Origin of the sequence: Cyanobium sp. N5-Cardenillas, assembly GCF_024345515.1 — a bacterium.
Classification (GTDB): domain Bacteria; phylum Cyanobacteriota; class Cyanobacteriia; order PCC-6307; family Cyanobiaceae; genus Cyanobium.
The window spans coordinates 1-22,565 of the sequence record NZ_JAGQBG010000022.1; the positions used below are offsets into that span (position 1 = coordinate 1).

Consider the following 22,565-nt stretch of genomic DNA (forward strand, 5'->3'; position numbering starts at 1 on the left):
CCGAAGTTTATTTTTCTGCCAGGGATGGACGGAAGCGGCAAATTGCTGCAGCCGCAGGTTCATCGGCTGCAGTCTGACTTTGATATCTGCAGTTTTTCGATTCCAGCCAACGACCTTACGGGCTGGGATGGGTTGACAGAGCAAGTCGTTCAGTTGATCAAGACAGAAAGGCAGCAAGATCCTTCGCGTCCCATCGTTCTATGCGGCGAGTCTTTCGGCGCCTGTCTGGCCTTGAATCTTGCGGCGAACTATCCGCGCCTCTGTGATCGCCTGGTCTTGGTCAATCCTGCCTCATCAGCAAGGCGACAGCCCTGGATGCAGATGGGCGTCTCATTCACCCAATGGTTGCCAAGCTCCCTCTATCGCCTTTCCACCCTGAGTCTGCTCCCGTTCCTGATCGACCCTCAACGGGTTTCGAGATTCAATCAAACGGCATTGCTGGCGGCCATGCGATCGGTCACGCCATCCAGCGCCGCTTGGAGATTATCCCTGCTCCGTCAATTCGCTTTGGAGGAGCTGCCGCTGGAGCGTATTGAGCAGCCTGTCTTGATCTTGGCCTCAGGTTCAGATCGACTCCTTCCTTCTGTGGCAGAGGCTCGGCGCATTGCCATGTATCTTCCCAGAGCCAAGACCGCACTCTTGCCAAAGAGCGGGCATGCCTGCCTGCTGGAGACGGAGGTCAAGCTGCATAGCCTATTGAGATCCCAGGACTTTCTTTTCGCCTGATGGCCCCCCGGACCATCGAAGATCAATCAGAATCTCCCGTCTGCGCCATAGGCCGGTGGCCACAGGAGCCCACACATCAAGCCCACCGTCCTGAGCAGCAAGGGTTGTCCGGCTGTGTTTCCCAGAGCCGTGAGATCGTCCATGGCCAGGCCTGGGGACCGACCCCTTGAAGGCTGCGCCGTTCTACTTGCCGCTCTCCTCTACCAGTTCATTGGTCATCTGATCAACCTTGTTGCCATCATCGGCCCTGTCCTGCGCATTTTCCATTTTCCCCGTCTGGCCTCCGTCCCCGGTGACGGCGCCGATGGTGGATTGAAGTTTTCCATCGGTCTCTTGGGTTGAGGCAGGGACTTTCTCTGCCTTGGCTCCGAGCAGTGTCTGGGGTTGGACCGTCGGGATCGACAGGGCCATCACTGCAGATGGAATCATCAAAGACGCCATGAGCAGGGCCAGCAAAAGAAAAGATATCAATAGGCTTATCATCTCAACGCTCATTGGATAGTCTCTTCAGCTTTACCGGCTTCGCATGGCTGTGTTGAATGATGTGCAGCGAACATGCATCGACACGCTGCGATGATCCATCAATCTACACCAATGTCCGTGGCGTCATCGGCGCAAGACATCACCCTGGTGAGCACGTCACCCGCAGCACAATCAACAACACAAGCTGAATGATCAGAACCATGGCAACCTGAATCCGCTCCCTGGCTATGGATTGACATTCCAGATCGTGTCAGGCGCCAACGCGGTGCTCTCGACCAGGTGGATCCCGCCATGACGAGCCATGCAGCTTTCTCGGTTCCGTTTGCATATCCTGGTTCCGTTGTCAATGGGGGATGGGCGCGGCTGAGTCGTGGTGCCACCGGCACGCTTTCGACCCGTAGCCGATGCCGCAGGCCCTGGAGGTTGCCGCCACCGGCCTCGCAGCGCCATCGGCTGGCTGCCAGCCTGGGGACAACTCCGGACAGCGCCGCTTGCCCCTTGATCCCGTCACGCTTCGGCCTGTTCCAAGCACACCAGCGATCAGCGGCGTGCTTGAAACCCTCGCCTTCCTTCGCGATCCGGATTTCGCCCGCTCACGCTTTGAGCGTTACGGCGATGTCTACGAAACCAGCCTGCTGGGCCAGCGCACCGTGTTCATCCGAGGCGAGCAGGCCATCGCCGACCTGTTCGCCCAGGGGGCCGCGGTTGAGGGCTGGTGGCCGGACAGTGTGCGCCAGTTGCTGGGGCCGCTGTCGCTGGCCAACCGCAACGGCGCCGACCACAAGGCGCGCCGTCGGGTGGTGGGCCAGCTGTTCGCTACCGCTGCCCTGAGGCGCTACAGCCCGGCGATCGTGGCGTTGGTGGAGGACCTCCATCAGGAGCTGCTGGCGGCGCCAGCGCCCGTCGCCCTGGTGCCCCGGTTGCGGCGCTTCGCCTTCGGCGTGATCGCCACCACGGTGCTCGGCCTTGATGGCGCCGATCGCGACGCCCTGTTCGAGGATTTCGAGATCTGGTGCCAGGGACTGTTCTCCCTCCCTTTCGCCTTGCCCGGCAGCCCCTTCGCCCGCGCCCGGCAGGCCCGTCAGCGTCTGCTGCGGCGCCTCGGCTCCGTGCTTCACAAGGCCCAGGCCGCCTCGGCTGCCGGAGCCCCCCTTGTGGCTGGCGGCCTCGACCTCCTGGCCGGCGGCCTGGATGAAGCCGGCCTTCCCCTGGCCGACAACGACGTGGCGGAACAGTTGCTGCTGCTGCTGTTCGCCGGCTACGAAACCACCGCTTCCGCGCTCAGTTGCCTGTTGCTGACCCTGCTGCAGCATCCCGCCGAACTGGCCTGGTTGCTGGAGGAGCTGGACGGTTTGTCGTGGCCACCTGCCGAGGGGGACGCCGTCAGCGTCTATGACGCCCTGCGGGCGCCGCGGCTGGATGCGGTCGTGAAGGAGGTGATGCGGCTGACCCCGCCGGTGGGGGGCTTCTTTCGCCGCACCCGGGAATCCATCGCCCTGGCGGGTGTGCTGGTACCGGCCGACCGGGTGGTGCAGGTGAGCCTCACGGCCAGCCATCGCCACGGCGCTGACCCTGGGGATCTGGCGGCCTTCCGACCCCAGCGGCAACTTGAGCAAGACACGAGCGTGTTTCTCTTGCCCTACGGAGGCGGTGAGCGCGTCTGCCTGGGCAAGGCGCTGGCGGAGCTGGACATCCGGCTGCTGGCGGTGGGGCTGCTCAAGCAGCTGAGCCTTTCCCTGGAGCCGGATCAGGACCTGACGCTGTTGGTCATTCCCAGCCCCTCGCCGAAGGATGGCCTGCTGGTGCGCCCACGCCGCCGAACCCACGCTGCCGGTCCCTAGGTCGTCAGTCCCCCAAGGTCTTGTCCAGCCATTGGGTCACCACATAGACACCGATGAACATCGGGAGATAGGCGATCCACATGTTGGGAAGGTTCAGTTCCGAGTTGTTGATCAGCACAAGACCCAGATAGCTGATAACGGCATAGATGGATGCCCTACGCAGTGGCCCGACGATCTGTTTCAAGTCAGATGAAGCGTTGGCGTCATCCTATGGCAACGACAATGAAAGGTGGTCTGTCGTCTCAGGGCGGGAGTGGCCATCGGCCGGCTTTCCCATCCATTCGATACATCTGACCCATCACCGGATTCATCGCGCATCTGTAAACCGGATGTCCGGCCTTCCCCCAGAAGCCCCATTCAGAGCATCACCGCCGCGAGCGGTCGCCGGGCCGAGAAGGGCAGCGGCGTTCCCCGCCCGAAGCGCAGAACGATGTCCGGCCGTCGACCCGGCAGGCCCACCAGCGCCGCCAGATCGGCGCGAAACTCCGGCACCTCCACCGGCTGGTTGAGAAAGGCGCAGGTCAGGCCGAGGGCCGTGGCCTGCAGGGCAAAGCGCTGGCAGGCCCGCCCCACCTGCACCCAGTGGGCCGGGTCCGCTGCGGCGCCGGCGAACACGGCGATCCCGGCGGACGAGGCGATCTGCCGGGCATAGCGGGCCGTTTCGGCCTTCACGGTGAAGACCCGGTCGAACAGCCAGGGCCCCAGCCAGTCCGGCAGCGGGGGCTGGCCGCCGGCGGCGCTGAACAGCCCGTCGCCCGTGCGCAGGGCGGCGTTCGGGCTGAACCGCAACCAGCGTTTCAACTCCGCCACGAAGGCCGGATCACCCATCTGGGTTGTGTTGGCCGCCAGGATCAGATCCCGCAGCTGGTCCATCGGCGGCCGTTCGCTCACCAGCACCAGGGCCACCCCCGGGATCGCGGCCGCCGACCTCAGCTGGCGCAGATCGCTAGCCGCCACGCCCGATCCGTCGTAGTCGGCCCGCGTCGACTGCCGCCGTGGGATCGCCTCGAACAGGGCCTGATCGCCGCCGTGTCCCGTCCCGAAGCTGAACCGCACCCCGCCGCCGCCGGCTGGATCGAACTCCATGGCCCCGGCACGGCCGGCGGCACCGGCCGCAAGGGTCAGGTTCTCGGCGGCACAGCCCAGCGACACCCACAGATGGTGATCGTCGGGGTCGACCACGGGGGTGCGCCTCTGGAGATCCGGAACGATCGTGATCCCCGCGTCGTCCGGGCGAAACAGCCAGGGCTGGGTGTTGTGTCCGCTCGCCGCCTGGGTGGCGTAACGGATCAGGTCGCGGGTCTGCGGGGCCGCGGTCGGCCTTCGGCGCATGGTGGCGACGGCGGTGTCGTACGCCTCCATCGAGCCCATCCCATCCCGGTGCGCCCAGGTCGCACCGCCCGCCGCCACCGTGGCAGCACCGGCCCCCAGAAGCAGATTCCTTCGCGTCACCATCGCCGTACCTGCGCTGTGAGGAACGACGGCGCCTTGCGGTGCCGGAGGCCTGGACCCTCAACGTACTGAGCGTTTCCCGCCGTGACGCCGCACCAGACGATCGAGCCGCAGCTGGTGGTCGGCGCTGGTGAGCCGCCCATAGGCCAGGCCCACGACCGCGAACACCCCCAGCGCCGTCGCCGACGCGATCATGAACAGGATCACGATCTGGTAGCGAACGGCGGCCGCCGGCGGCGCCCCCTGGAGGATCTGTCCGGTCATCATCCCCGGCAGGCTCACCAGGCCCATGACCATCATCGAATTGATCGTGGGGATCATCGCCACGCGGATGGCGTCGCGCACCACCGCCTGACAGGCCTCCCACCGGGTCGCCCCCAGGGCCAGATCCGTTTCGACCTGATCCCGACCGCTGCGCAGGCCCTCCATGAAACGATCGAGACCAAGGGAGAGGCCGTTGAGCGTGTTGCCCAGCACCATCCCCAGCAGCGGGATCAGATATTGGGGGTTGTACCAGGGCTGGGGCTGGATCAGCCCGCTCACCGCCAGCCCCGTGACCAGCGCCGAGGAGGCCATCACCGACAGCAGGCTGTTCAGGTAGATGCCGGCAAAGCGGTGCTGGGTGCGCTGCACCGCCGACACCCCGGCGATCATTGCCATGGCCGCCCCCACCAGCACGATCAGGGGCGCCTGGTCCTGGTGGAACAGCCACTCGAGAACAAATCCCACCAGCAGCAGCTGCACCACCATGCGCACGGAGGCCAGCAGCAGGCTGCGGCTCAGGCCCAGTCGCAGCGCCGCCGAAAGTCCCACGTTCACCAGGATCAGCAGGGCGGACAGGGCCAGGCGGCCATCACTGATCGACAGGGCGCCGGTGGTCGAAGGGGTCATCGCGGCAGCTCCAGGGTGCGGGTGGCGAAGCGCTCGATCTGCTCGCCGTCATGGCTGATGAGCACGCAGGCCCGCGGACCGGCGGCGAGCCAGGCGATCAGCAGGGCCTCGACGGCGGCGGTGGTGGCCCCATCGAGGGAGGCGGTGGGTTCATCCAGCAGCAGCACGGTGGGATCGAACTGCAGGGCCCGCAGCAGCGCCAGCTGCTGCAGCTCACCGCCGGACAGCCGTTCGGCGTCGTAGCTCAGAAACGAGGGGTCGCGTCCCAGGGCCGCCAGCCAGCCGGTGATGCGCTCGTGGCTCCAGCCAGCTAGCCGCCGCCGCTCCTGGAACCGCCAGGGCGCGCGAAGGTTCGTCTCCACGGTTCCCCCACCGGCCACCGGCCGCTGGGCCAGGTACGCCACCATGGCGCGCCAGCGCGGCAGACCCCAGGCCGCAGGAGCGCGCCCCAGCAGGCTGAAGCGTCCGGCCTGCGGGGGATCGAGCAGGGCCAGGGTCCGCAGCAACAGGGTTTTCCCCGCCCCGGAGGGCGCCACCAGCCCCAGGCGATCGCCGCCGGCCAGTTCGAGATCCAGCCGGCTCCAGAGCAGCCGATCCCCCAGCCGCCGCCCCAGACCGGCGGCGCTCAGCAGCAGGGGGCGGTCGATGGCGGCGGGAGGGTCGGGGACAGCCCACTCTGACCGGAGCCGATCCCGTCTTAGGGCTAATTATGAATCAGTCATAATTAGGGCTCTCTCATAGAGCGCCCTAAGTCTTGGCCGAGGTGTTCCGCCGTCCCCAGCTTGCCGCCGAGCTGGCCCGCCGCCTGCTGCATCCGGGTGTGCTGGATGAGGCGCTGCGCTCCGGCCTGTTCTTCTCCGGCCTGCGGCGCACCGGCAAGACCACCTTCCTGCGCACCGATCTGGTGCCGGAGCTCGAAGCCCGGGGGGCGGTGGTGATCTACGTCGACCTCTGGAGCGACACCAAGGTGAGCCCGGCCGTGTTGGTGTACGCCGCCGTGCGCCGCACCCTGGCGGAGCTGGCCACGCCTGCCTCACCGCTGCTGGCCCGGCTGGGCCGGCTGCGGGGGCTGGATCTGGGCGGCATGGGTTTCCGCTTTGGCTTTCAGCTCGAGCAGCTGGGCCAGGACGGTGGCGCCACCCTGGCCCAGGCGTTCTCCGAGCTGGTGGATCAGGCCGGCGCCGATGTTGTGCTGATCATCGATGAGGTGCAGCAGGCGATCAGCACCGATGACGGCCACCAGATGCTGCTGGCCCTCAAGGCCGCCCGCGACGCCATCAATCCCAGGCCGGCCACGCCGGGCCATTTCCTGTTCCTCGGCACCGGCTCCCACCGCGCCCTGGTGGGGGAACTCACGGCCCGGCGCAACCAGGCGTTCACCGGGGCCACCTCGCTGCCCTACCCCGTGCTGGATCTGGCCTATGTGCAGCACGTGTTGCAGCGCCTGCGGGACAGCGGCGCGGGGCCGCTGCCATCGGAAGCGATCGCCTGGAGCGCCTTCCAGACCCTGGGCCACCAGCCGGAGGAGTTCCTGCGGGCCCTGGCCCAATTGGAGACCAGCAGCAGCACCAGCTCTGGGCTGGAGCCGGACCAGCTCCTGCCGGTCATCGCCGCCACCCTGCGCGGCGCCGCCGCCGACCTGGAGTTGCAGAAGGTGGAACAGATCGGCGGGCTGGCCGCGGTGATCTTCCAGCGGGTGGCCCTGAGCGATGGCCCCGCCAAGGGACTGTTCTCCGCCGAAGCCGCCATGGCCTACGGGGAGGCGATCGGCCGCGAGGTGCGGGTGGAGGAGATCCAGCCGGTGGTGAATGAACTGATGGCCGCCAACGTGCTGATGCGGGTCGGTCATGGCCTCTATGGCGTCACCGATCCGTTCGTGCAGGAGATCTGGCGGGAACGGCAGGGCTGATCGGCCGTCGATGGCAAGGAGGCCTGGGGCGCCAGTCCGTAGGTTCTGCAGTCAAGTGCTGCCCACGGAGGATCGGCAGCTGTTCCCCTTCGATGCCAGCCACAGTTCCACGGTGCCTTGCGGGACGGAGCGTGCATACGTCCAGCTGCTCAGGTCGATGGCAGAGATGCCCGGCTTTGTGTTGCCTGATCCGGCCAGAAGGGGATGGACAGGCGATGACGCTGTTTTGAGGGAGTCGATCTGGGTGATGAGCTTCCTGGCCAGGTCGTTGTCGGCCCTGTGGAAGAACCGTACGGAGTTGTACTGACCGCAGCTTTCTGCCGAGGGTTCCACGACGCGCACGCCAGAAACGATGTACCAGCGCGTGGCGGAGAGCTGGAGCAGGAGGGGTTCCAGCTGTTCGGCGATGGCTGGATCGTCCAGATGAACGGTGACGACGGCCAGGCTTGGCTCGGTATGGGGACTTTTGGCATGGGCCGCCTCGAGCCTGACGGCATTGAGTTGGTTCACCACCCTGGCCTGGGCCAGTGAGCTGGCCACCAGCCTGGGTTCGGTGATGCGCTTCTGGGCAAGCTGAGAGACGCTGGTTGCCTGATCGCCATTGCTATCTTTACCTTCGACCTGTTTGCGTAGCGCTTCAACCGCCAGGGCCCCGGCTTCCCCGCAATGGGCTTCGATGTCAGCGGCCGGAGTCAGATTCTTGCCGCCCAGCTTCAGATTGAGATTGAAGACCTGTTGTTGGTAGTAGTCATTACAGGCCTCACCGGAACTCTGGGCCAGGCGATTCAGAACCCTGGCGGCCTGGTCGACGCCATGGTTGAATTGGGTCTGGGTGGCAGATGCAATTCCAGAATTGGTGTTCTGGGCATTGATCGACTCTTCACCGGACGACCCCTCAATCAGCAGAATCGAGATTCTCGCTAGCAGTAACTTGTCTCTCGGGGCCTTGTCTTTTCCGGGTTCCGTGTTGAGCATGTGCTCGATGGCCAGCAGGGAAATGTCCCTGCCGAGTTGTTTTGATGTGAGTTTGTCGGTGAGATCGCCAACCAGCCCCGCCGTGCGTGATTGCTGCGATAACTTGTTGACCTCGTTGGATGTGAAGGTGGCGACAACAAGACCGATGGTGCCGGCGATGGCGGCGATGCCTGAGACGATATTGTTGAATGTGCGGCCACGTTCAGAGTCTGTCATTCGAGGCTCGTTCAGACCATGATCTGAGCCTCAGTCTCTGAGGCCCATCAAGACACCCCTGACGTGTCCCACATTTCTTATTGGTGTTGAGGGCGGCTGTCTTCGGCGCCTTCCGATGTCACGATGCTTTCATCCGCCACTGGATTGGGGATGGGGCAACGGGTCGAGCGTCGTCAGCCGATCCGTTCGGTTCGGCTGAGCCAGCGGGGAGGGGCGCTTCATGTGGAGGAGCGGCAGGGCTGGCACCGCCATTGGCGGGAGCCCTATCGCTTCATGTTGGCCATTCCCTGGCCGGGCTTTCTGCTCAGCATCGCCGCCAGCTACCTGCTGCTCAACCTCGCCTTCACGCTGCTCTACGCGCTGGATCTCGATGGCATCGGTGGAGCCCCCTCCGGGCAGCGCCTCTCCGTGCTGGACGCCTTCTTCTTCAGTGTCCAGACCCTGGGTTCGATCGGCTACGGGGTGCTCCATCCCAGCAGCCTCTGGGTGAAACTGGTGGTGACGGTGGAGGCCCTGTTCGGGCTGCTATTCATTGCCGTCACCACCGGTCTGGCCTTTGCCCGCTTCTCCCGCAGCCGGGCCCGCCTGCGCTTCAGCCGCGTGGCCACGATCGAACCCTGGCAGGGGCATCCCACCCTCACCTTCCGGGTGGCCAACGTGCGCCAGAACAGCCTGGTGGATGGGCGGATCCGGGCCTCCCTGGCCATGAATGAGGAGAGCGACGGCCGCAGGATGCGCCGCCTCGTGCCCCTGCCGCTGGTGCGTGACCAGTCGATCAGCTTCCAGCTGATGTGGACCGTGATGCACCGCGTCGACCATCACAGCCCCCTCTTCGGCCTGGACAGGGAGGGGCTGGAGCGGCGCCAGGCCGAAATCCTGGTGGCCTTCCAGGGACTCGACGAAATCCTGCTGGCACCGGTGCACTTCCGCTGCAGCTACGGGGCGGCGGACCTGCGGCTGGGGGAACAGTTCCGCGACATGGTGCGGATGGACGGCCCGAACAGCGTCTGCCTCGATTTCAGCTGCTTCGATGAGACGGACCCGCAGGATCCGGCACCCCCCCTTCGCCTGCCTGGAGGGTCCAGCCCTGGTCGCCCATGAACCAGCGACCCATCCAGTCGGTGGCCGCCGCAGGGCGGAATCGGCCCCATGGTGGAGGGATCAGCAGGACCAGTTCCGTGATGCCACGACATGGCCCATTGGGCTGGATCGCACTGGCCCTGTGCGGTGGCCTGCTGGCTGGGCTGCTGTCTGGGGTGCTGGTGAGCCTGCCGCCGCTGTCGGCTGCAGCCAAAGCCCAGGAGCCGGCCCAGGAACTGCGGGGTGTGTGGCTCACCGCCAACGACATGCCGGTGCTGCGCGACCGCGGCCGCATGCAGGCCGCCGTGAACCAGCTGGCGGAGCTGGGCTTCAACCGGCTCTATCCGGTGGTCTGGAACGGCGGCTTCGCCTACTACCCCAGCCGGGTGAGCGAGGCGCGCCAGCTGCAGGACTTCACCTACCGCGGTCTGCAGGGGCAGGACGTCCTGGCCGAGCTGATCCGTGCGGGGCGCAGCCGCGGCCTGAAGGTGATCCCCTGGTTCGAATTCGGCTTCATGGCGCCACCGGAGTCGCCGCTGGCGCAACGGCACCGCAGCTGGCTCACCCAGACGCAGGATGGGGGGCTCACCTCCACCAGTGCCGCCGGCCGGGTGGTGTGGCTCAATCCCTTCCGACCGGAGGTGCAGCTGCTGATCACCGACCTGGTGCTGGAGGTGGTGAACGACTGGGGCGCCGATGGCATCCAGTTCGACGACCACATGAGCCTGCCGCGGGAGTTCGGCTACGACCCCTTCACCACGGCGCTCTATCGCAAGGAGACCGGCAAGGATCCACCGGCCAACCCCGAGGACCCGGCCTGGGTGAAATGGCGCGCCGACCGGATCACCGCCTTCCTCGACCAGCTGACCCGGGCAGTGCGCGCCGCCCGCCCCGGCGCCCTGATCTCGATCTCCCCCAACTACTACAACTTCGCCTACAAGCTGCAGCTGCAGGACTGGCGGGCATGGGTGCGGCGCGGCATCGCCGATGAACTGCTGGTGCAGATCTACCGGCCCGATCTCGAGAGCTATCTACCCCACCTCAGCCGGCCGGAGGTGCAGGAGGCCCGCCAGCGCATCCCCACTGCCATCGCCGTGATGAGCGGCCAGCGCAACCGCCCCACCCCCCTGGCCCTGATGGCCCAGAAGCTGGCCGCCAACCGGGCCCGGGGCCTGGGGGTGGCCTTCTTCTACTTCGAGAGCCTGTGGAGCCTGGGCCCCGAGTCGCCCCAGGAGCGCATCGCCGGGCTGGCTCAGATGCTTGGGGCCCAGGGGCCACCAGGGCCCTAGTGCCGCTGGCGAGCTCGGCCAGGAACGTCGGAGATCCGTCGCGCCGGTCGACCCCACCTCATTCCCGGCAGGGACCGATCCCGCCCACGCCCCGGTGGAGCGGACGGCGACCAGCTCAGTCCGTCACCAGGTTCAGCCCGTCGAACAGGTGGCGGCCGGGGGCCTCCGGCGAGGGGTCGAACCAGTACTGCTCCACCAGCGTCAGGAAGGCCTGCCGCGGCAGGCGGCCGGGGGGCAGCCCCAGGGCGGCGAGCATCCGATCGACGTTGGCGGCGATGCCGGCGGTGGGATGGCCGTAGGCGGCGGCGAAGGCGGCCAGGTCGTCGAGCTCGAGCTGGCCATCGCCATCGAGATCGAGCACGTCGAAGAAGCCGCCGGCGGAGCGGGCCATGAACTCCCGTGCGGCCTTCGGATCGGCCTGGAAGGCGGCGAACACGCGGCCGTGGGAGGCCAGGAACTCCTCCCCATCCACCGTGCCGTCGTGGTTCTGGTCGCGGCGAGCGTTCTCGTGCCGGTAGGTGTCGAGCAGCAGCCCCAGCAGATCCGGGAAGCGGCCGGGCCTGCCCTGCCAGCGCCGCGCGATCCGCACCGCCACCGGTTCGAAGTCACCCTCCAGGCTGTGGCGGCCGTCGCCGTCGCGGTCATAGAAGCGGAACAGCCGGCGGTAGCGCCGCGTCAGTTCGGCCGGCAGGGAAACGGTCGACATCCACCCGGCCGCAGTAGATGCCGATGGTACCGGGGCCGCCGCAGTCAACCCTTGGGGCCAGGCTTGACGTGATCCTTTACAAGCTGTTACAATTCACGAAACAAACTGAAACACTCATGACCGACTCCTCCGCCCGCTTCGGCTTCGTCGCTTTCGCCGAGACCTGGAACGGCCGTCTCGCCATGCTCGGCTTCGTGATCGGCCTGGGCACAGAGCTGCTCACCGGCCAGGGGATCCTCACCCAGATCGGCCTGGGCTGATCGAGCGACGCCCCAACCATTTTTCCCCTTCCTCCTGCTCGACCCATGACCAACACCCCCGCCAACGCCCCCTTCCTCCAGGGCGACAATGAGCGTTCCATCCACATGGAGCAGCTCAAGCGTGTGGAACTCTTCAACGGCCGCGCCGCCATGCTGGGCCTGGTGATCGGTGTCCTCACCGAAGCCATCACCGGCTCCGGCATCGCCCATCAGATCGGCCTCGGCGCCCTGACCGACGGCTACGCCGCCTGCCGCACCCAGTTCCTGCCCTTCTGCTTCTGATCGCCCCGCTCTGATGCTGCTCCCGTCCCCCCTCTGTCCGCTCACGGCCGCCAGGATTGCCGGCCTCCAGGCCACGGTGGTCTTGTTGCTCACCTTGCTGATCAAGGCCAGGGTTCAGATCAAGGCGGCGTCGGCTCTCGGCCTGTTCCTGCTCGCCCTGCAGACGCTGGTGTTCCTGGCCGCCGCGGGGGGCCTGGGCCTAGTGGCCCTCGGCGGGCTGGGCCTGGCCCTGACGCGCCCGCGGAGGACTACGGATTGACGCCCGTCACGCCATGACCGCCACGCTGCAGCCGCCCCTCAGCGAAGCCTCGCTCAAAGCCCTGTTCACCAAGCCCTACGGCGTCCCCGGGCCCACTGCCCAGCAGTGGCGGGCTGTCTACGACGAAGACGTCCACTTTCAGGACCCCACCCAGGAAAGGCGTGGGCTGAACGCTTACATCGTGGCCCAGGAGGGTCTGATGCAGCGCTGCGATGACGTGTTCCTTGAGCCCGGGGCCGTCGCCCTCTCTGGGGATACGGCGTTCGTGGAATGGACGATGGGCCTGAAGATCAAGGGCATCGAGTTCGTGTATCCCGGCGCCACGCGCCTGCGCTTCGGCTCCGGCGGCAAGATTGTCGAGCACCGCGACTACTTCGACTTCGTCGGCCCCACCTTCGCCCCGGTCCCGGTGGTGGGAGGCTTTGTCCGCTGGCTGTATGGACGCTTTGTGGCCTGAAGGCCGCACCATCCCCAGAGAACCGGTCAGATCTGCCTTGCCGTCGATGCGCGTGGGGTCAGTGGGCTGTCTCCCTGGCCCGTAGGCTATGAAGAAGGGGACCAGGTCCCCAACGATCCCCCCATCGCCATGGGTCGTTCAGCCGCTGATCCGCCGAACCCGTCTGTGGCCATGGGAGAGGCGTGGACCCTGGCCATCGGTAGCTCGGGGATGGGCTTGGCGATGTTGTCTTCCCAAGGCTTGATCCTCCAGGTCAACCAGTCATTCGCTGATTGTCTCGGACGCGATGTCGAGACTCTGCAGCACCTGAGGTTGTGGGACCTTGTTCTGCCCATGGATCGTGAGCAACGTGCCAGGGAGGTGACGGAACGTCTGGCAAGGAGGAAAGGGGCTGCAACCATTCGTGTGCTCTGCCTGCACGCCGAAGGCCATGTGATCGAAATGCGGTGGACCATCGCCGATTGCTTGATTGGCGAAGCGGAGCATGGGCTGATCGTGCAGGCTGTTGCCTGCGAGGCAAAGCACCATCGGGTTCTGGATTTCGTTCACACCCATGTCGGCATCAAAGATAGACAAGGACGCTATCTCTATGTGAACCGAAGCCTTCAGGTGGCTCTGCAGACGTTGACGGGTCAGCACAGCATTCTTGGTCTGAGGGATCGGGATATCTTGCCGCCGCCATGGTCAGAGACGATTCGTCGCCTCGACGAGGAAGCCTTCAGAAGTGATACCTCACTGTTTCATGAAGAGCATTTCCCGTGCATCGGTGGTGGCGAGAGAATTTACCTGACAGAGAGGCTGATCGATCGATCAGAGGCACAAGAACCCTGCCTGGTGTGCATCTCCTGTGATGTCACAGCGCTCAAGGAGGCCAGTGCCCATTTGGCACGTTCGGAGGAGCACTTTCGTCTCTTGGCTGAAAATTCAGGGGATGTGGTCTTCCTCCTGGACCTGGAGGGTTATGTGCGCTGGGTCTCGCCGTCGCTGACCAGGGCTCTGGGCTGGCGTCCTGAGGAGTGGATCGGTCAAAAGGGGACGGACTTCATCCTGACTCATGGCCTGGATTCCGGCTATCAACTGAAGCTTCGGGACCTTCATAAAGGAGCTGAGGCAGTGATCGCCCGTGATCAGATACTGGCCAGTGATGGAACCATTCACTGGGCGGAAACTCACGCCAGCCCTTTTTTCAATTCATCTGGTTGCATGGAAGGGTATGTTGGCCATTTCCACATGGTCGATGCGGTGGTTGCAACTGAAACCCAGCTAAGGCAAAGCGAGGAGCGCTATCGACTCTTGGCGGAGAATGCCCGTGATGTGATCTGGACCATGGAGCCGAATGGCGACATCAGTTACATCAGTCCGTCCATTTATGAGCTGCGTGGCTTCACCCCTGAGGAGGCCGCTGCCCAACCTCGCGAGCAGATTCATCCACGGGATTCCCTGGCCCGCTCCGAGGCCTATTTTGCCCAGTTGTTGGCCGATGTCGCAGCAGGGCGCCAGCCTGAGCCATTCCGATCCGAGCTGGAGTACTACTGCAAGGACGGATCCACCATCTGGACCGACGTGATCGCCTTGCCCGTCCTCGATGCCGATGGCAGGCTCGTCAAACTGCTGGGCACCAGCCGAGACATCACGGAGCGCAAGCGCTATGAGCAGAAGCTCAGTCTCGTAAACCAACAACTGCACACTCTGGCAACGACGGACGAGCTGACCCACATCTCCAATCGACGCCACTTGGAGTCACTCATTAATGCCGCATTCTCGCGCTCAGACCGTTACGGTGAACCGGTTTCTCTTGTCCTCTGTGACATTGACTTCTTCAAGGCCGTCAATGATCACTATGGACATCAAGCCGGTGATCATGTGTTGATCGAATTCAGCCGGCGAATCGCATCCAATCTGCGTGCTGGTGATGAATTCGCCCGTTGGGGGGGTGAAGAATTCATGATTCTCCTTTCCCATACCGGTGCCGGCACGGCCTATCCAGTCGCCGAGAAGTTATGCCGCATCATTGCCGAGACACCGTTCCCAGATGTGGGAACCGTCACGGCCAGCTTTGGTGTGGCTGAGCGTCAGCCTGGTGAGCTGCTGGACAGCTGGATTCAGCGCGTCGATGAAGCTCTTTACGCCTCCAAGGAAGCCGGCAGAAACGCCGTCACCATGGCAGCCGACGTGGGCATGCCATCCCTCAGCTGTCCTCCAGGCGACAGAGGCAACGGAACCGCAGCGCCACCAGCTGCTCGTAGAGGGGGTTGATCTTGCACATCGGCGGGATGTGCACCAGCTTCCAGCCGAACAGCTTCACATCACGCTCGAACGGGCACTGGGCGGGGATCAGCCGCACCAGGAACCGGGCCACTTCCGGATCGGAGGGCTCGATGCCATCCACCCACTGCCGCACGGCATCAAGGAGCCCCGGGTCCTGATGGGTGTCGCAGCGAACGTCAGTGCCACCGCCGCGATGGGCTGGGGTCTTGAGCAGGTCTTCGATCAAGGCCTCTCCGACCTTCAGCAACCCACTCCAGTGCCTCAGCCATTCGCATTCGACCGCGCTGAGATGGCCATCGGCCAGGGCCACCAGCACGGCGGACTGCAGGAACTCCTCCGCCTCCGGTGTACCTACCCCGAAACGATGGACCAGGGCTTCGTCGCCGGGGTGGTGCAGATCGTCAAGGCCAAGTCCGGGGAGGTTGCGGGCGAGCTGCTCCACAAGCAGCTGCTCCTCGGCGGCGGAGAAATCACCGTCGGCCATCGCCAGCTGATGCAGTGCGGCAAGCCAGAGGCGCCGGCGGGCCGCCGTGGCGTCCAGGCCGTCGATGGCTACAGGCTGGGCCATGGCAGAAGAGGGGATGGGATGGCTGGAATGGCAACCAGCCATGCCCCCATTCTGTGCTGGTCGCGGCGCCCCGCCTTCCGTGTCGCTAGGCGGCCCGTGATGAAATGCTCGACGACCGATGGCGCCGCGGCGTGGGCCGGTTCCGGTCCAGGCGGCTGAGAAAGGCATAACTGCCAAAGCCGATCACCACCATGGCGAGCATGAAGGCCGGATAGGACACACGCCAGTTGCTGGGGCCGGTGATCATCGTCCATTCGGACATGCCGCCGATGCCCGCCAGCAGGGTCAGTGGCATGAAGATCGTCGTGATCAGCGTCAAACGCCGGACCGTGGCGTTGGTGTCGTTGGCGGCTTTGGCCATCTGATTGTTGAGCATCGACAGATACATCTCCATCAGGCTGGTGACGATGTCCCGATAGGACTCCGTGACCTCGTAGAACCGCACCAGATGGTCATAGATATCGCGATAGTGGTAGAGCGCCTTCTCTGAAATCAGAGGAAAATCGCCTCGGCAGATCTTGCTGAGGATCTCGCGCTCGTGAAACAGGCTCTTGCGCAGCCGCAACAGGTAGCGCCGGAACCTGATCAGCTCGGCCGGCTTGAAGCTGGCCGGATCGGCAATCAGGGCTCCTTCCACGTCATCCAGTTCATCCTCGAGGGCCTCAATGGCCACAAACTTCTGATCGACGACGTGGTCGAGGATCAGTTGCATGAGATGGGAGGGTCCCTGGCGGGCCTCCTCGATACCCCTCTCGACGATTCGCTCCACCCCATCGAGGTAGGAGCGATGCCTGGAATCCAGATGACTGATGCTGACCAGAAATCTTTTTCCCAGGAACAGGTTGATTTCACCCACTTCCAGGGTGCCTTGGTCGTACTGAAAGGTGTTGAACAGGATGAAGGTGTTGTCTGGAAAGTCGTCCACCTTGGGGATCTGGTTGTCATCAAGGCAATCCTCGATGGCCAGGGAGTGCAGGCCAAGCAGGCCGACAAGGCCTGCCAGATCATCCCTGGTGGCCTCGCGGTAGTGCAACCAGGCGAAGCCTTCCACTTCGGCTGCCGTGACGGCCTCCACCGCTGAGGCCACGCGCTTCGCAGGGCCATCGCGGCCGATGAGATAGAAGCTGGCGTCAGGCACGCGCTCTTGAGCCGATGGCCGTTGCCAGCGTAGGCAGAACGGCAGCAGCGTTCCCCAGCTCCGGTGGCCCCGAGGCCATCTTCCCCCTCAAGCGTTGAATCAGTTCACGGCAAAGCCATGGGATTTGTCAGGCTGGATGGCGTTCCTCTCGACCAGATGCCCCACCACGTCGATCGCCCCACCAAGACCTGCCCGGTCTGCGGCCGACCGTTCCAGTGGCGCAGGAAATGGAAAGACATCTGGGAAGAGGTGCGCTACTGCTCCGAGCGCTGCCGCCGCAACCGCAACCGGGCGCGCCCGGAGTTTTCCGATTGCCCTCAGATCTCGAATTCCGCCACCAGCGCCGCATGATCCGAGCCCGGATCGGCGGCCCGGTCCGACGGCGATTCGGTTATCGACGGCAGATGGTCGCCGGCTAGCACCGTCCGTGCCACGGGGATGTTGCCGGGATTCACCAGCCGGTGGCTGGCCAGGATGTGGTCGATCAGCTCCCCCCGACCCTGGAAGCGGCGGCTGAAGGGGGCCTCGCTGGGGGGTTCCCCGTTCGGCCCGGCATTGAGCAGCGGCGCCAGGTTCCAGAGGCGGTAGCCATCGCCCTTGTCGCCCCGCCGGAATCCCTCGGTGCCGAGCTCGGAGCCGCTCGGCCCCTGCAGGATCTGGGTGGTGGCGGCATCGGTTTCATCGTTGAGATCGCCGCAGACCACCACCGCCTTCTGGCGCCCCAGTCCTTCCTCCGGATCCGGTGATCCGGCGCAGCTGGAGAGAATCTGGTTGACCCGATCCCGCAGCGTCACCGCTTCGGTGGTGCGCCGGTACAGGCCGTAGGCGGCATAGCGATAGCGTTCGTTCTCGTCGTTCGGGGCGAACTGGCTGCCTTCCACCAGACCCTTCTGGCGGGCGTAGGAGATCAGCTTCGACTTGAAATGGGCGGTGATGATCCGCACCGGGTGCCCCTCAACGTCGACCACCACCTCCAGGGCACCCCGCCCCAGCGAAGCGGTGAGGGACTCGTCGGCGGGGGTGGCGGGATCGTCGAACACCGGATCCCTGGCCTGGACGGGGAAGATCATTTCCGGAAAGGCCACGATCGAGCGGCTGGTGCTGAAGGGGTAACGGGACAGATAGGCGACGCGGATGCCCCGGCCATCGGGTTCGCCCTCCAGGGCGTGGGGCAGGGGATTGGCCAGCTTCGCCTGCAGCGCCTGCAGGGCGCCATCCGGGCCGATTTCCTGCAGGGCGAGCACATCGGGACACTGGCCGTCGATCACCGCGGCGAGGCTGGCGAGCTTGGCCTGGAAACGGGCGTGCACCTGCTCGCTGGCGTCCTCCTCGGGGAGGAACAGGTTCTCCACGTTCCAGCACATCAGGGTGAAACTGGCCATCGGCTGTCTCGGCAGGGGGGGAGGCTCCCCCATGGGCCTAGCCACTGCCGATGAAATCTGCAGGTGCTCAGGACAGGATCAGGTTGGAGGCCGAGAACTGGACCGGTCCCATCAGCATCACTTCGAAGTCGCTGCTGCCGTTGCCGTCGAGATCTCCCTGCAGGAGGGAGTGATTCTGTCCACGGTTCTGCTGAATCCGCAGTTGGCCGGCTTCCCCGTAGAACGCCCTGGGGCCGATCCATGTGAAGGGCTGCAGGCCAGCTCGGCGGCTGTCGGCGTCGACTCTGGAGAGATCGATCCTGTCGTCAGCGGCGAAGTCGGTGATCACATCCCGCCGCTCCGGGCTGCTCAGGCTGCTGTCGGCGCGGACATAGACGAAGGTGTCACGGCCGCCTCCGACCAGACCTTTCCACTGGGCCGGCGCTCCGGGCAGAGCGAAGAACGCCAGGTCGCGGAAGTTGTTCGGCGCGGGCCAGTTCGGGGCCAGCGGGGCCCCAGCCAGCCGATCGGCGCCATAGCCACCCGAGATGATGTCGTTGCCGCCAGTGCCGACGATGCCGTCATTGCCGCTGGTGCCGATGGTGGAAGGGGCCAGGGCTCCGATCGTGAGCGTCACATTGGCAATGGCGGCAGCTGTGAACGTTCCGTAGTAATCGTCCTTGGAAGCCGTATAGAAGCCCACAAAGTTTGGATTGTTGGCCGTCGGTGAAGTCCCGGCGGTGTCGGGAAGTTGTCCGGCGGCCTTCTCCCGGGCCGCCTGGGAGCGAAGAATGCTCGTATAGGCATTCGATTCAAAGGAATAGTTGGGATTCGGTTTGTCCGCGCTTGGATCAGCATTCGTGTAGCCGTAGTTCCATACGTTCCAGTTGTGGGCGAAGAACTGTTCTCCTCTGGGTTGGGCCACCTGCCCGCCCAGGCCGCCATTCATGGCGCTCCAGGAGGTGTTGGTGGAGAAGTCGAAACCGAAGGCCGGATAAGTCTGCTGGGGATTCAGGCTGCTGGCGCTGGCGGAACGGGGGTAGCCGAAGGGGGAGGGTCCATAGGGAACCTCCTCAAGGAACTGGATCCAGCCCGCGGGAGCATTCGGCGGCCAGTAGGCCTGCTGTCCGTTCTGGACGGCGTTGGCCATGATCACCTGCTGCTGCCAGAGCCTCATCGGACCGACGAACCGCTGGTTCGGCGCATCCCACAGATTCGATGCCGTACCGACCCCTTGACCGGAGGCGGCACTGGTGACGAATCCGCCCGGCGGTAGGGCGGCGAAATCCATGGCGATCGCCGCCGCGTTCAGAAAGCCGAAGTTATGGACCGATCCACTGCTACTGGTGATGTTGGTCTGGATGGGATAGGCCCAGTCGTCGATATACGACATGTCAGCGGAAAAGCCGCTGGCATCAATGGTGTATTCGTAGAACGAGAAAGGCGCCGTGGTGTTCCAACCGATCGGTTCCTGGCCTGGGGTTGCAAACAGGCTTGCAGAACTCGACACGTAGATCCTCATCTGAGGAGCTGCTTTGATCGTGATGGTGTTCAGGCCGGTGCTGAGGGTGTTGCTCTGGCCCGGCTGCAGAGGCTCAACGCTGAAGCCCGGCCCGACGACGTAGTAGTAAACACTGGTGCCCGACTGGTTGTTGATCGTCAGGGAGGCGGTGGCCATGGTCCAGCTCGTTACCCAAAACCCAAGGTAGGCGTCATTGGATGCACGCCAGCCAACGCACGCTGCGGCGCAGGGCTTCGTCGCAATGGCCCTGCATCAGCAGACCCGCCCCACCCCACAGCAGCCGCGGCGCCAGATCCAGCGGGCCGCCGCCCAGCTCCCGCACCGGCCTGAAGCCGAGACGCTGGAAGTAGCGCCTCAGCCGCCGGTGCTGGCGCTCCCCATCGCGGATCGCCAGCAACCGGGCCGAGCGGCAGGGCGTCTCCTCCAGGGCCCAGGCGAAGGTGGCGGCCCAGATCAGCGGCCCCACCGCAGCGGTGCGCTCCCCCTGCACCCGCATTGTGTCGAGGCGCAGGCCATCGGCCAGGGGCAGGCACCAGCCCTTGAGCTCCCCCAGCAGCAGCGGCGGCTGCTCCGCCCGGGGCCGGGCCAGCACCACCCGCAGCCCCCGCACCCCCGCCAGCCCCTTCACCTGGAGCCGCAGCAGCAGGCCGCGCTCCCTGGCCCGCTCCTCCAGCGCAGCCAGGTTCAGCATCGCTGGCCGGCTGCGGGCTCCGGTGCCGGGAACGCTTCGGCCGCGAGCACCGCCTCCAGGGGCAACGGGCCGTGGATGTGGGGAAAGCACTCGCCCGTGTCCGGAGCCGGCTCCCACAACAGCGGCGCCGGCAGGCGATCGGGGGCGATGGTCAGCAGCAGCACCTCCCCCGCATCGGCGTAGAAGCGTCCGTAGGTGGCCTCCACCTGATCGGCCCCACTGGCATGGATGAAGCCCACCTCCTGCAGCGACTGCCCGCGGGTCGAGCGTTCGTACACCCCTGCCGTCTGGGCCTGTCGCCATTCATCGGCCAGGGCCAGGTGGTAGATCCATTGGCCTGAACGCCAGGGCCGCCGCGGTGCCCAGGGCGCGGCCATCACCGCCTCCAGTTCGGGCCCCTCCAGGAACTGCTGCAGCCAGCGTTGCAGTGGCACCAGATCGCCCTGAAGATCGAAGCCCTCCGCCTCCGCCAGCCGGAACTGGCGCACGAAGGGCAGCAGGGCCATGTCGGCCAGGGAGGGCCGCCCCCCCACCAGCCAGCCACCGTTTTCCAGGGCCGCGCTCCAGCCCCGCAGGATCTCCAGCGCCACGCCGCGATGCTGCTCCCGGTCGCCCTCGGGGTGGCGGTGGGCGTATTTGAAGCGATCCAGATGGTGCTTGAAGGCCCCATCGTTCTGCTCGATCAGCGCGGCGATCCTGGCCCGCTCGCCGGCGGCGGCCTCGCTGTCGCCGCTGCGCAGCAGGTCGTCTGGATCGTGCCGCGCCAGGGCCCAGGCCATCACCGCCAGGCTGTCGGGCCGCACCTGCGCAGCACCAACACTGCCGCCGGTTTCGGCCGGCAGCACCAGCACCGGCACGGTGGCAGCGGCGGAAGCCTCGAGCAGTTCAGGGGGCTTGCGGCCCAGATGCACCTCCCGCAGCTCCAGATCCACACCCGGCGTCAGGCCCGCCGCCGCCAGGGCCAGCCGCGCCCGGATCGCGTAGGGGCAGCGGCGAAAGCTATACAGGATCGGCAGGCCGGATGCCATCTGTTCAAGCGCCGGTGGGGGGCATGGCCCGGCCGATGTGGGCTTCGCCGAAGGCCTCGGCACGCCCCATCTGGCGCTGGCGCTCGGCGAAACGCTCCCGGTCGGCCGGGGTGAACCGATCGATGCAGTGGCGGCAGCTCACCCCGGCCACGTAGCTCTCCAGCGCCAGGTCGGCCGGGGCCAGGGGCAGGCCGCAGGCGTGGCACACGTGGTAACTCCCCGGCTGGAGCTGGTGGTTCAGGGCCACCCGCTGGTCGAACACGTAGCACTCCCCCCGCCAGCGGCTCTCGGCCTCCGGCACCTGCTCGAGGTAGTTGAGGATCCCCCCCTGCAGCTGCAGCACCTGGTCAAAGCCCTGGTTCAGCAGGTGGGCGGTGGCCTTCTCGCAGCGGATGCCGCCGGTGCAGAACAGGGCCAGCCGCTGCGGGCGCTGTTGCGCCACCAGGGGCCGCAGGTGCTGCTCCACCCAGGCGGGAAAATCGCTGAAGGTCTCGGTGCCGGGGTCGATAGCCCCCTCGAAGCTGCCCAGGGCCACCTCGTAGTGGTTGCGGGTGTCAATGGTCAGGGTGCCGGGATCGCCCAGCACGGCGTTCCAGTGCTCCGGTGGCACCGGAACCCCCGTGCCCAGGGACGGCTGCGCCGAGGGCTCGGCCATCGTGACGATCTCCGCCTTCAGGCGCACCTTGAAGCGGTGGAACGCCCGCCCCTCGGTTTCACTGCGCTTCACCTCCAGCTGCGCCAGGCGGGGGTCGGCCTGCAGCAGCTCCAGCAGGGCGGCCACACCGGAGGCCGATCCGGCGACCGTGCCGTTGATGCCCTCGGTGGCCAGCAGGATGGTGCCCAGCAGACCGGTTTCGCGGCCCAGCGTGAGCAGCCTGGCTTGCCAGTCGGGCAATTCCTCACTGGCCAGGGGGACGAACCTGTAGAAGGCGGCGACCTGCACCCTCAGCGGCCGGCACCGACCGCGAGCGGCTGGCCCTCCAGCTGCAAGCGCACCCCGGCGGCCCGCAGCAGTTCCTGGTCGCTGGCCACCGCCGGGTTGGAGGTGGTGAGCAGGGTGTCGCCATAGAAGATCGAATCGGCGCCCGCCAGCAGGCAGAGGATCTGGGCCCCACGCCCCAGCTGCTCGCGCCCGGCGCTGAGCCGCACGCGGCTGTGGGGCA

The 22,565-nt window shown here is 65.8% G+C and carries 25 protein-coding genes and 1 pseudogene; 11 read left to right on the forward strand and 15 right to left on the reverse strand.

The genetic code is table 11. From position 1 onward, the window contains the following. The coding region (locus KBZ04_RS03215; protein WP_254990460.1) for an alpha/beta fold hydrolase at positions 1-726 on the forward strand (726 nt) is incomplete at its 5' end. A 183-nt stretch (positions 727-909) separates the two neighbouring features. Here KBZ04_RS03215 and KBZ04_RS03220 read toward each other — a convergent pair. Further along, positions 910-1,221, reverse strand: coding sequence for a hypothetical protein (locus KBZ04_RS03220; protein ID WP_254990461.1), 312 nt, complete (start codon positions 1,219-1,221; stop codon positions 910-912). 527 nt (positions 1,222-1,748) lie between these two features. Here KBZ04_RS03220 and KBZ04_RS03225 point away from each other — a divergent pair. After that, entirely contained in the window at positions 1,749-3,050 is a 1,302-nt protein-coding gene (locus KBZ04_RS03225; protein ID WP_254990482.1) for a cytochrome P450, read from the forward strand. A gap of 4 nt (positions 3,051-3,054) precedes the next feature. On the opposite strand, the gene KBZ04_RS03230 is transcribed toward KBZ04_RS03225, so the two are convergent. From KBZ04_RS03230 to KBZ04_RS03245, 4 genes are all read right to left on the reverse strand, one after another. Continuing rightward, entirely contained in the window at positions 3,055-3,234 is a 180-nt protein-coding gene (locus tag KBZ04_RS03230; RefSeq protein WP_254990462.1) for a hypothetical protein, read from the reverse strand. Between the two features lie 173 nt (positions 3,235-3,407). Then, positions 3,408-4,412: an Acg family FMN-binding oxidoreductase gene (locus KBZ04_RS03235; protein ID WP_254990463.1), complete on the reverse strand. Its 1,005-nt coding sequence runs from the start codon at positions 4,410-4,412 to the stop codon at positions 3,408-3,410. Positions 4,413-4,562: 150 nt separating this feature from the next. Next, complete coding sequence (locus KBZ04_RS03240; protein ID WP_254990464.1) at positions 4,563-5,393, reverse strand: ABC transporter permease; 831 nt, start codon at positions 5,391-5,393, stop codon at positions 4,563-4,565. Beyond that, positions 5,390-6,040, reverse strand: coding sequence for an ATP-binding cassette domain-containing protein (locus KBZ04_RS03245; protein WP_254990484.1), 651 nt, complete (start codon positions 6,038-6,040; stop codon positions 5,390-5,392). The genes KBZ04_RS03240 and KBZ04_RS03245 overlap by 4 nt, the downstream gene beginning before the upstream one ends. Before the next feature lie 116 nt (positions 6,041-6,156). Here KBZ04_RS03245 and KBZ04_RS03250 point away from each other — a divergent pair, with 116 nt between their 5' ends. Then, entirely contained in the window at positions 6,157-7,302 is a 1,146-nt protein-coding gene (locus KBZ04_RS03250) for an ATP-binding protein (protein WP_254990485.1), read from the forward strand. A gap of 51 nt (positions 7,303-7,353) precedes the next feature. Here the strand turns inward: KBZ04_RS03250 and KBZ04_RS03255 are convergent, their stop codons facing one another. Next, on the reverse strand, positions 7,354-8,493 hold the full coding sequence (locus KBZ04_RS03255) for a hypothetical protein (protein ID WP_254990465.1): 1,140 nt from the start codon (positions 8,491-8,493) through the stop codon (positions 7,354-7,356). Between the two features lie 150 nt (positions 8,494-8,643). Between KBZ04_RS03255 and KBZ04_RS03260 the strand changes: the two genes are divergently transcribed. Continuing rightward, positions 8,644-9,594, forward strand: coding sequence for an ion channel (locus KBZ04_RS03260; RefSeq protein ID WP_254990466.1), 951 nt, complete (start codon positions 8,644-8,646; stop codon positions 9,592-9,594). Between the two features lie 98 nt (positions 9,595-9,692). After that, a complete protein-coding gene (locus KBZ04_RS03265) occupies positions 9,693-10,862 on the forward strand; it encodes a family 10 glycosylhydrolase (protein ID WP_254990467.1) in 1,170 nt (389 codons plus the stop codon). A gap of 115 nt (positions 10,863-10,977) precedes the next feature. Here the strand turns inward: KBZ04_RS03265 and KBZ04_RS03270 are convergent, their stop codons facing one another. Beyond that, complete coding sequence (locus KBZ04_RS03270) at positions 10,978-11,568, reverse strand: EF-hand domain-containing protein (protein WP_254990468.1); 591 nt, start codon at positions 11,566-11,568, stop codon at positions 10,978-10,980. 116 nt (positions 11,569-11,684) lie between these two features. On the opposite strand from KBZ04_RS03270, the gene KBZ04_RS03275 reads away from it, so the two are divergent. The 5 genes from KBZ04_RS03275 (at position 11,685) to KBZ04_RS03295 (ending at position 15,082) form a co-directional block, all read left to right on the forward strand. Beyond that, complete coding sequence (locus KBZ04_RS03275) at positions 11,685-11,828, forward strand: chlorophyll a/b-binding protein (protein ID WP_094585175.1); 144 nt, start codon at positions 11,685-11,687, stop codon at positions 11,826-11,828. 45 nt (positions 11,829-11,873) lie between these two features. After that, positions 11,874-12,110 carry a chlorophyll a/b-binding protein gene (locus KBZ04_RS03280; protein ID WP_254990469.1) on the forward strand — a complete coding sequence of 79 codons (237 nt, stop codon included), beginning with the start codon at positions 11,874-11,876 and terminating at the stop codon, positions 12,108-12,110. A gap of 13 nt (positions 12,111-12,123) precedes the next feature. Continuing rightward, entirely contained in the window at positions 12,124-12,369 is a 246-nt protein-coding gene (locus KBZ04_RS03285; RefSeq protein ID WP_254990470.1) for a hypothetical protein, read from the forward strand. A 13-nt stretch (positions 12,370-12,382) separates the two neighbouring features. Further along, on the forward strand, positions 12,383-12,826 hold the full coding sequence (locus tag KBZ04_RS03290) for a nuclear transport factor 2 family protein (protein ID WP_254990471.1): 444 nt from the start codon (positions 12,383-12,385) through the stop codon (positions 12,824-12,826). A 129-nt stretch (positions 12,827-12,955) separates the two neighbouring features. Continuing rightward, positions 12,956-15,082 carry a PAS domain S-box protein gene (locus tag KBZ04_RS03295; protein WP_254990472.1) on the forward strand — a complete coding sequence of 709 codons (2,127 nt, stop codon included), beginning with the start codon at positions 12,956-12,958 and terminating at the stop codon, positions 15,080-15,082. Here the strand turns inward: KBZ04_RS03295 and KBZ04_RS03300 are convergent. Together KBZ04_RS03300 and KBZ04_RS03305 are read right to left on the reverse strand one after the other, a co-directional pair. Then, positions 15,015-15,662, reverse strand: a complete 648-nt coding sequence (locus KBZ04_RS03300) for a Mo-dependent nitrogenase C-terminal domain-containing protein (RefSeq protein ID WP_254990474.1) — start codon at positions 15,660-15,662, stop codon at positions 15,015-15,017. The genes KBZ04_RS03295 and KBZ04_RS03300 overlap by 68 nt on opposite strands. Before the next feature lie 85 nt (positions 15,663-15,747). Further along, on the reverse strand, positions 15,748-16,800 hold the full coding sequence (locus KBZ04_RS03305; protein ID WP_254990475.1) for a magnesium transporter CorA family protein: 1,053 nt from the start codon (positions 16,798-16,800) through the stop codon (positions 15,748-15,750). A 156-nt stretch (positions 16,801-16,956) separates the two neighbouring features. On the opposite strand from KBZ04_RS03305, the gene KBZ04_RS03310 reads away from it, so the two are divergent. Further along, positions 16,957-17,151, forward strand: coding sequence for a DUF2256 domain-containing protein (locus KBZ04_RS03310; protein ID WP_254990476.1), 195 nt, complete (start codon positions 16,957-16,959; stop codon positions 17,149-17,151). Here the strand turns inward: KBZ04_RS03310 and KBZ04_RS03315 are convergent. The 6 genes and pseudogenes from KBZ04_RS03315 to KBZ04_RS03340 form a co-directional block, all read right to left on the reverse strand. Continuing rightward, on the reverse strand, positions 17,118-18,182 hold the full coding sequence (locus KBZ04_RS03315; protein WP_254990478.1) for an endonuclease/exonuclease/phosphatase family protein: 1,065 nt from the start codon (positions 18,180-18,182) through the stop codon (positions 17,118-17,120). The two genes, KBZ04_RS03310 and KBZ04_RS03315, sit on opposite strands and share 34 nt — an antisense overlap. A 67-nt stretch (positions 18,183-18,249) precedes the next feature. Then, the gene (locus KBZ04_RS03320; protein WP_254990479.1) at positions 18,250-19,839 is read right to left on the reverse strand and encodes a M10 family metallopeptidase C-terminal domain-containing protein; all 1,590 of its coding nucleotides are present in this window, start codon (positions 19,837-19,839) and stop codon (positions 18,250-18,252) included. Between the two features lie 34 nt (positions 19,840-19,873). Continuing rightward, the gene (locus tag KBZ04_RS03325) at positions 19,874-20,374 is read right to left on the reverse strand and encodes a hypothetical protein (RefSeq protein ID WP_254990480.1); all 501 of its coding nucleotides are present in this window, start codon (positions 20,372-20,374) and stop codon (positions 19,874-19,876) included. Next, positions 20,368-21,402 carry a DUF952 domain-containing protein gene (locus KBZ04_RS03330; RefSeq protein ID WP_254990481.1) on the reverse strand — a complete coding sequence of 345 codons (1,035 nt, stop codon included), beginning with the start codon at positions 21,400-21,402 and terminating at the stop codon, positions 20,368-20,370. Before KBZ04_RS03330 ends, KBZ04_RS03325 begins: the two co-directional genes overlap by 7 nt. Before the next feature lie 4 nt (positions 21,403-21,406). After that, on the reverse strand, positions 21,407-22,351 hold the full coding sequence (locus KBZ04_RS03335; protein WP_254990486.1) for a rhodanese-related sulfurtransferase: 945 nt from the start codon (positions 22,349-22,351) through the stop codon (positions 21,407-21,409). Further along, positions 22,348-22,565, reverse strand: a pseudogene (locus KBZ04_RS03340) (biotin synthase); the annotation flags it as partial. The gene KBZ04_RS03335 and the pseudogene KBZ04_RS03340, both read right to left, overlap by 4 nt.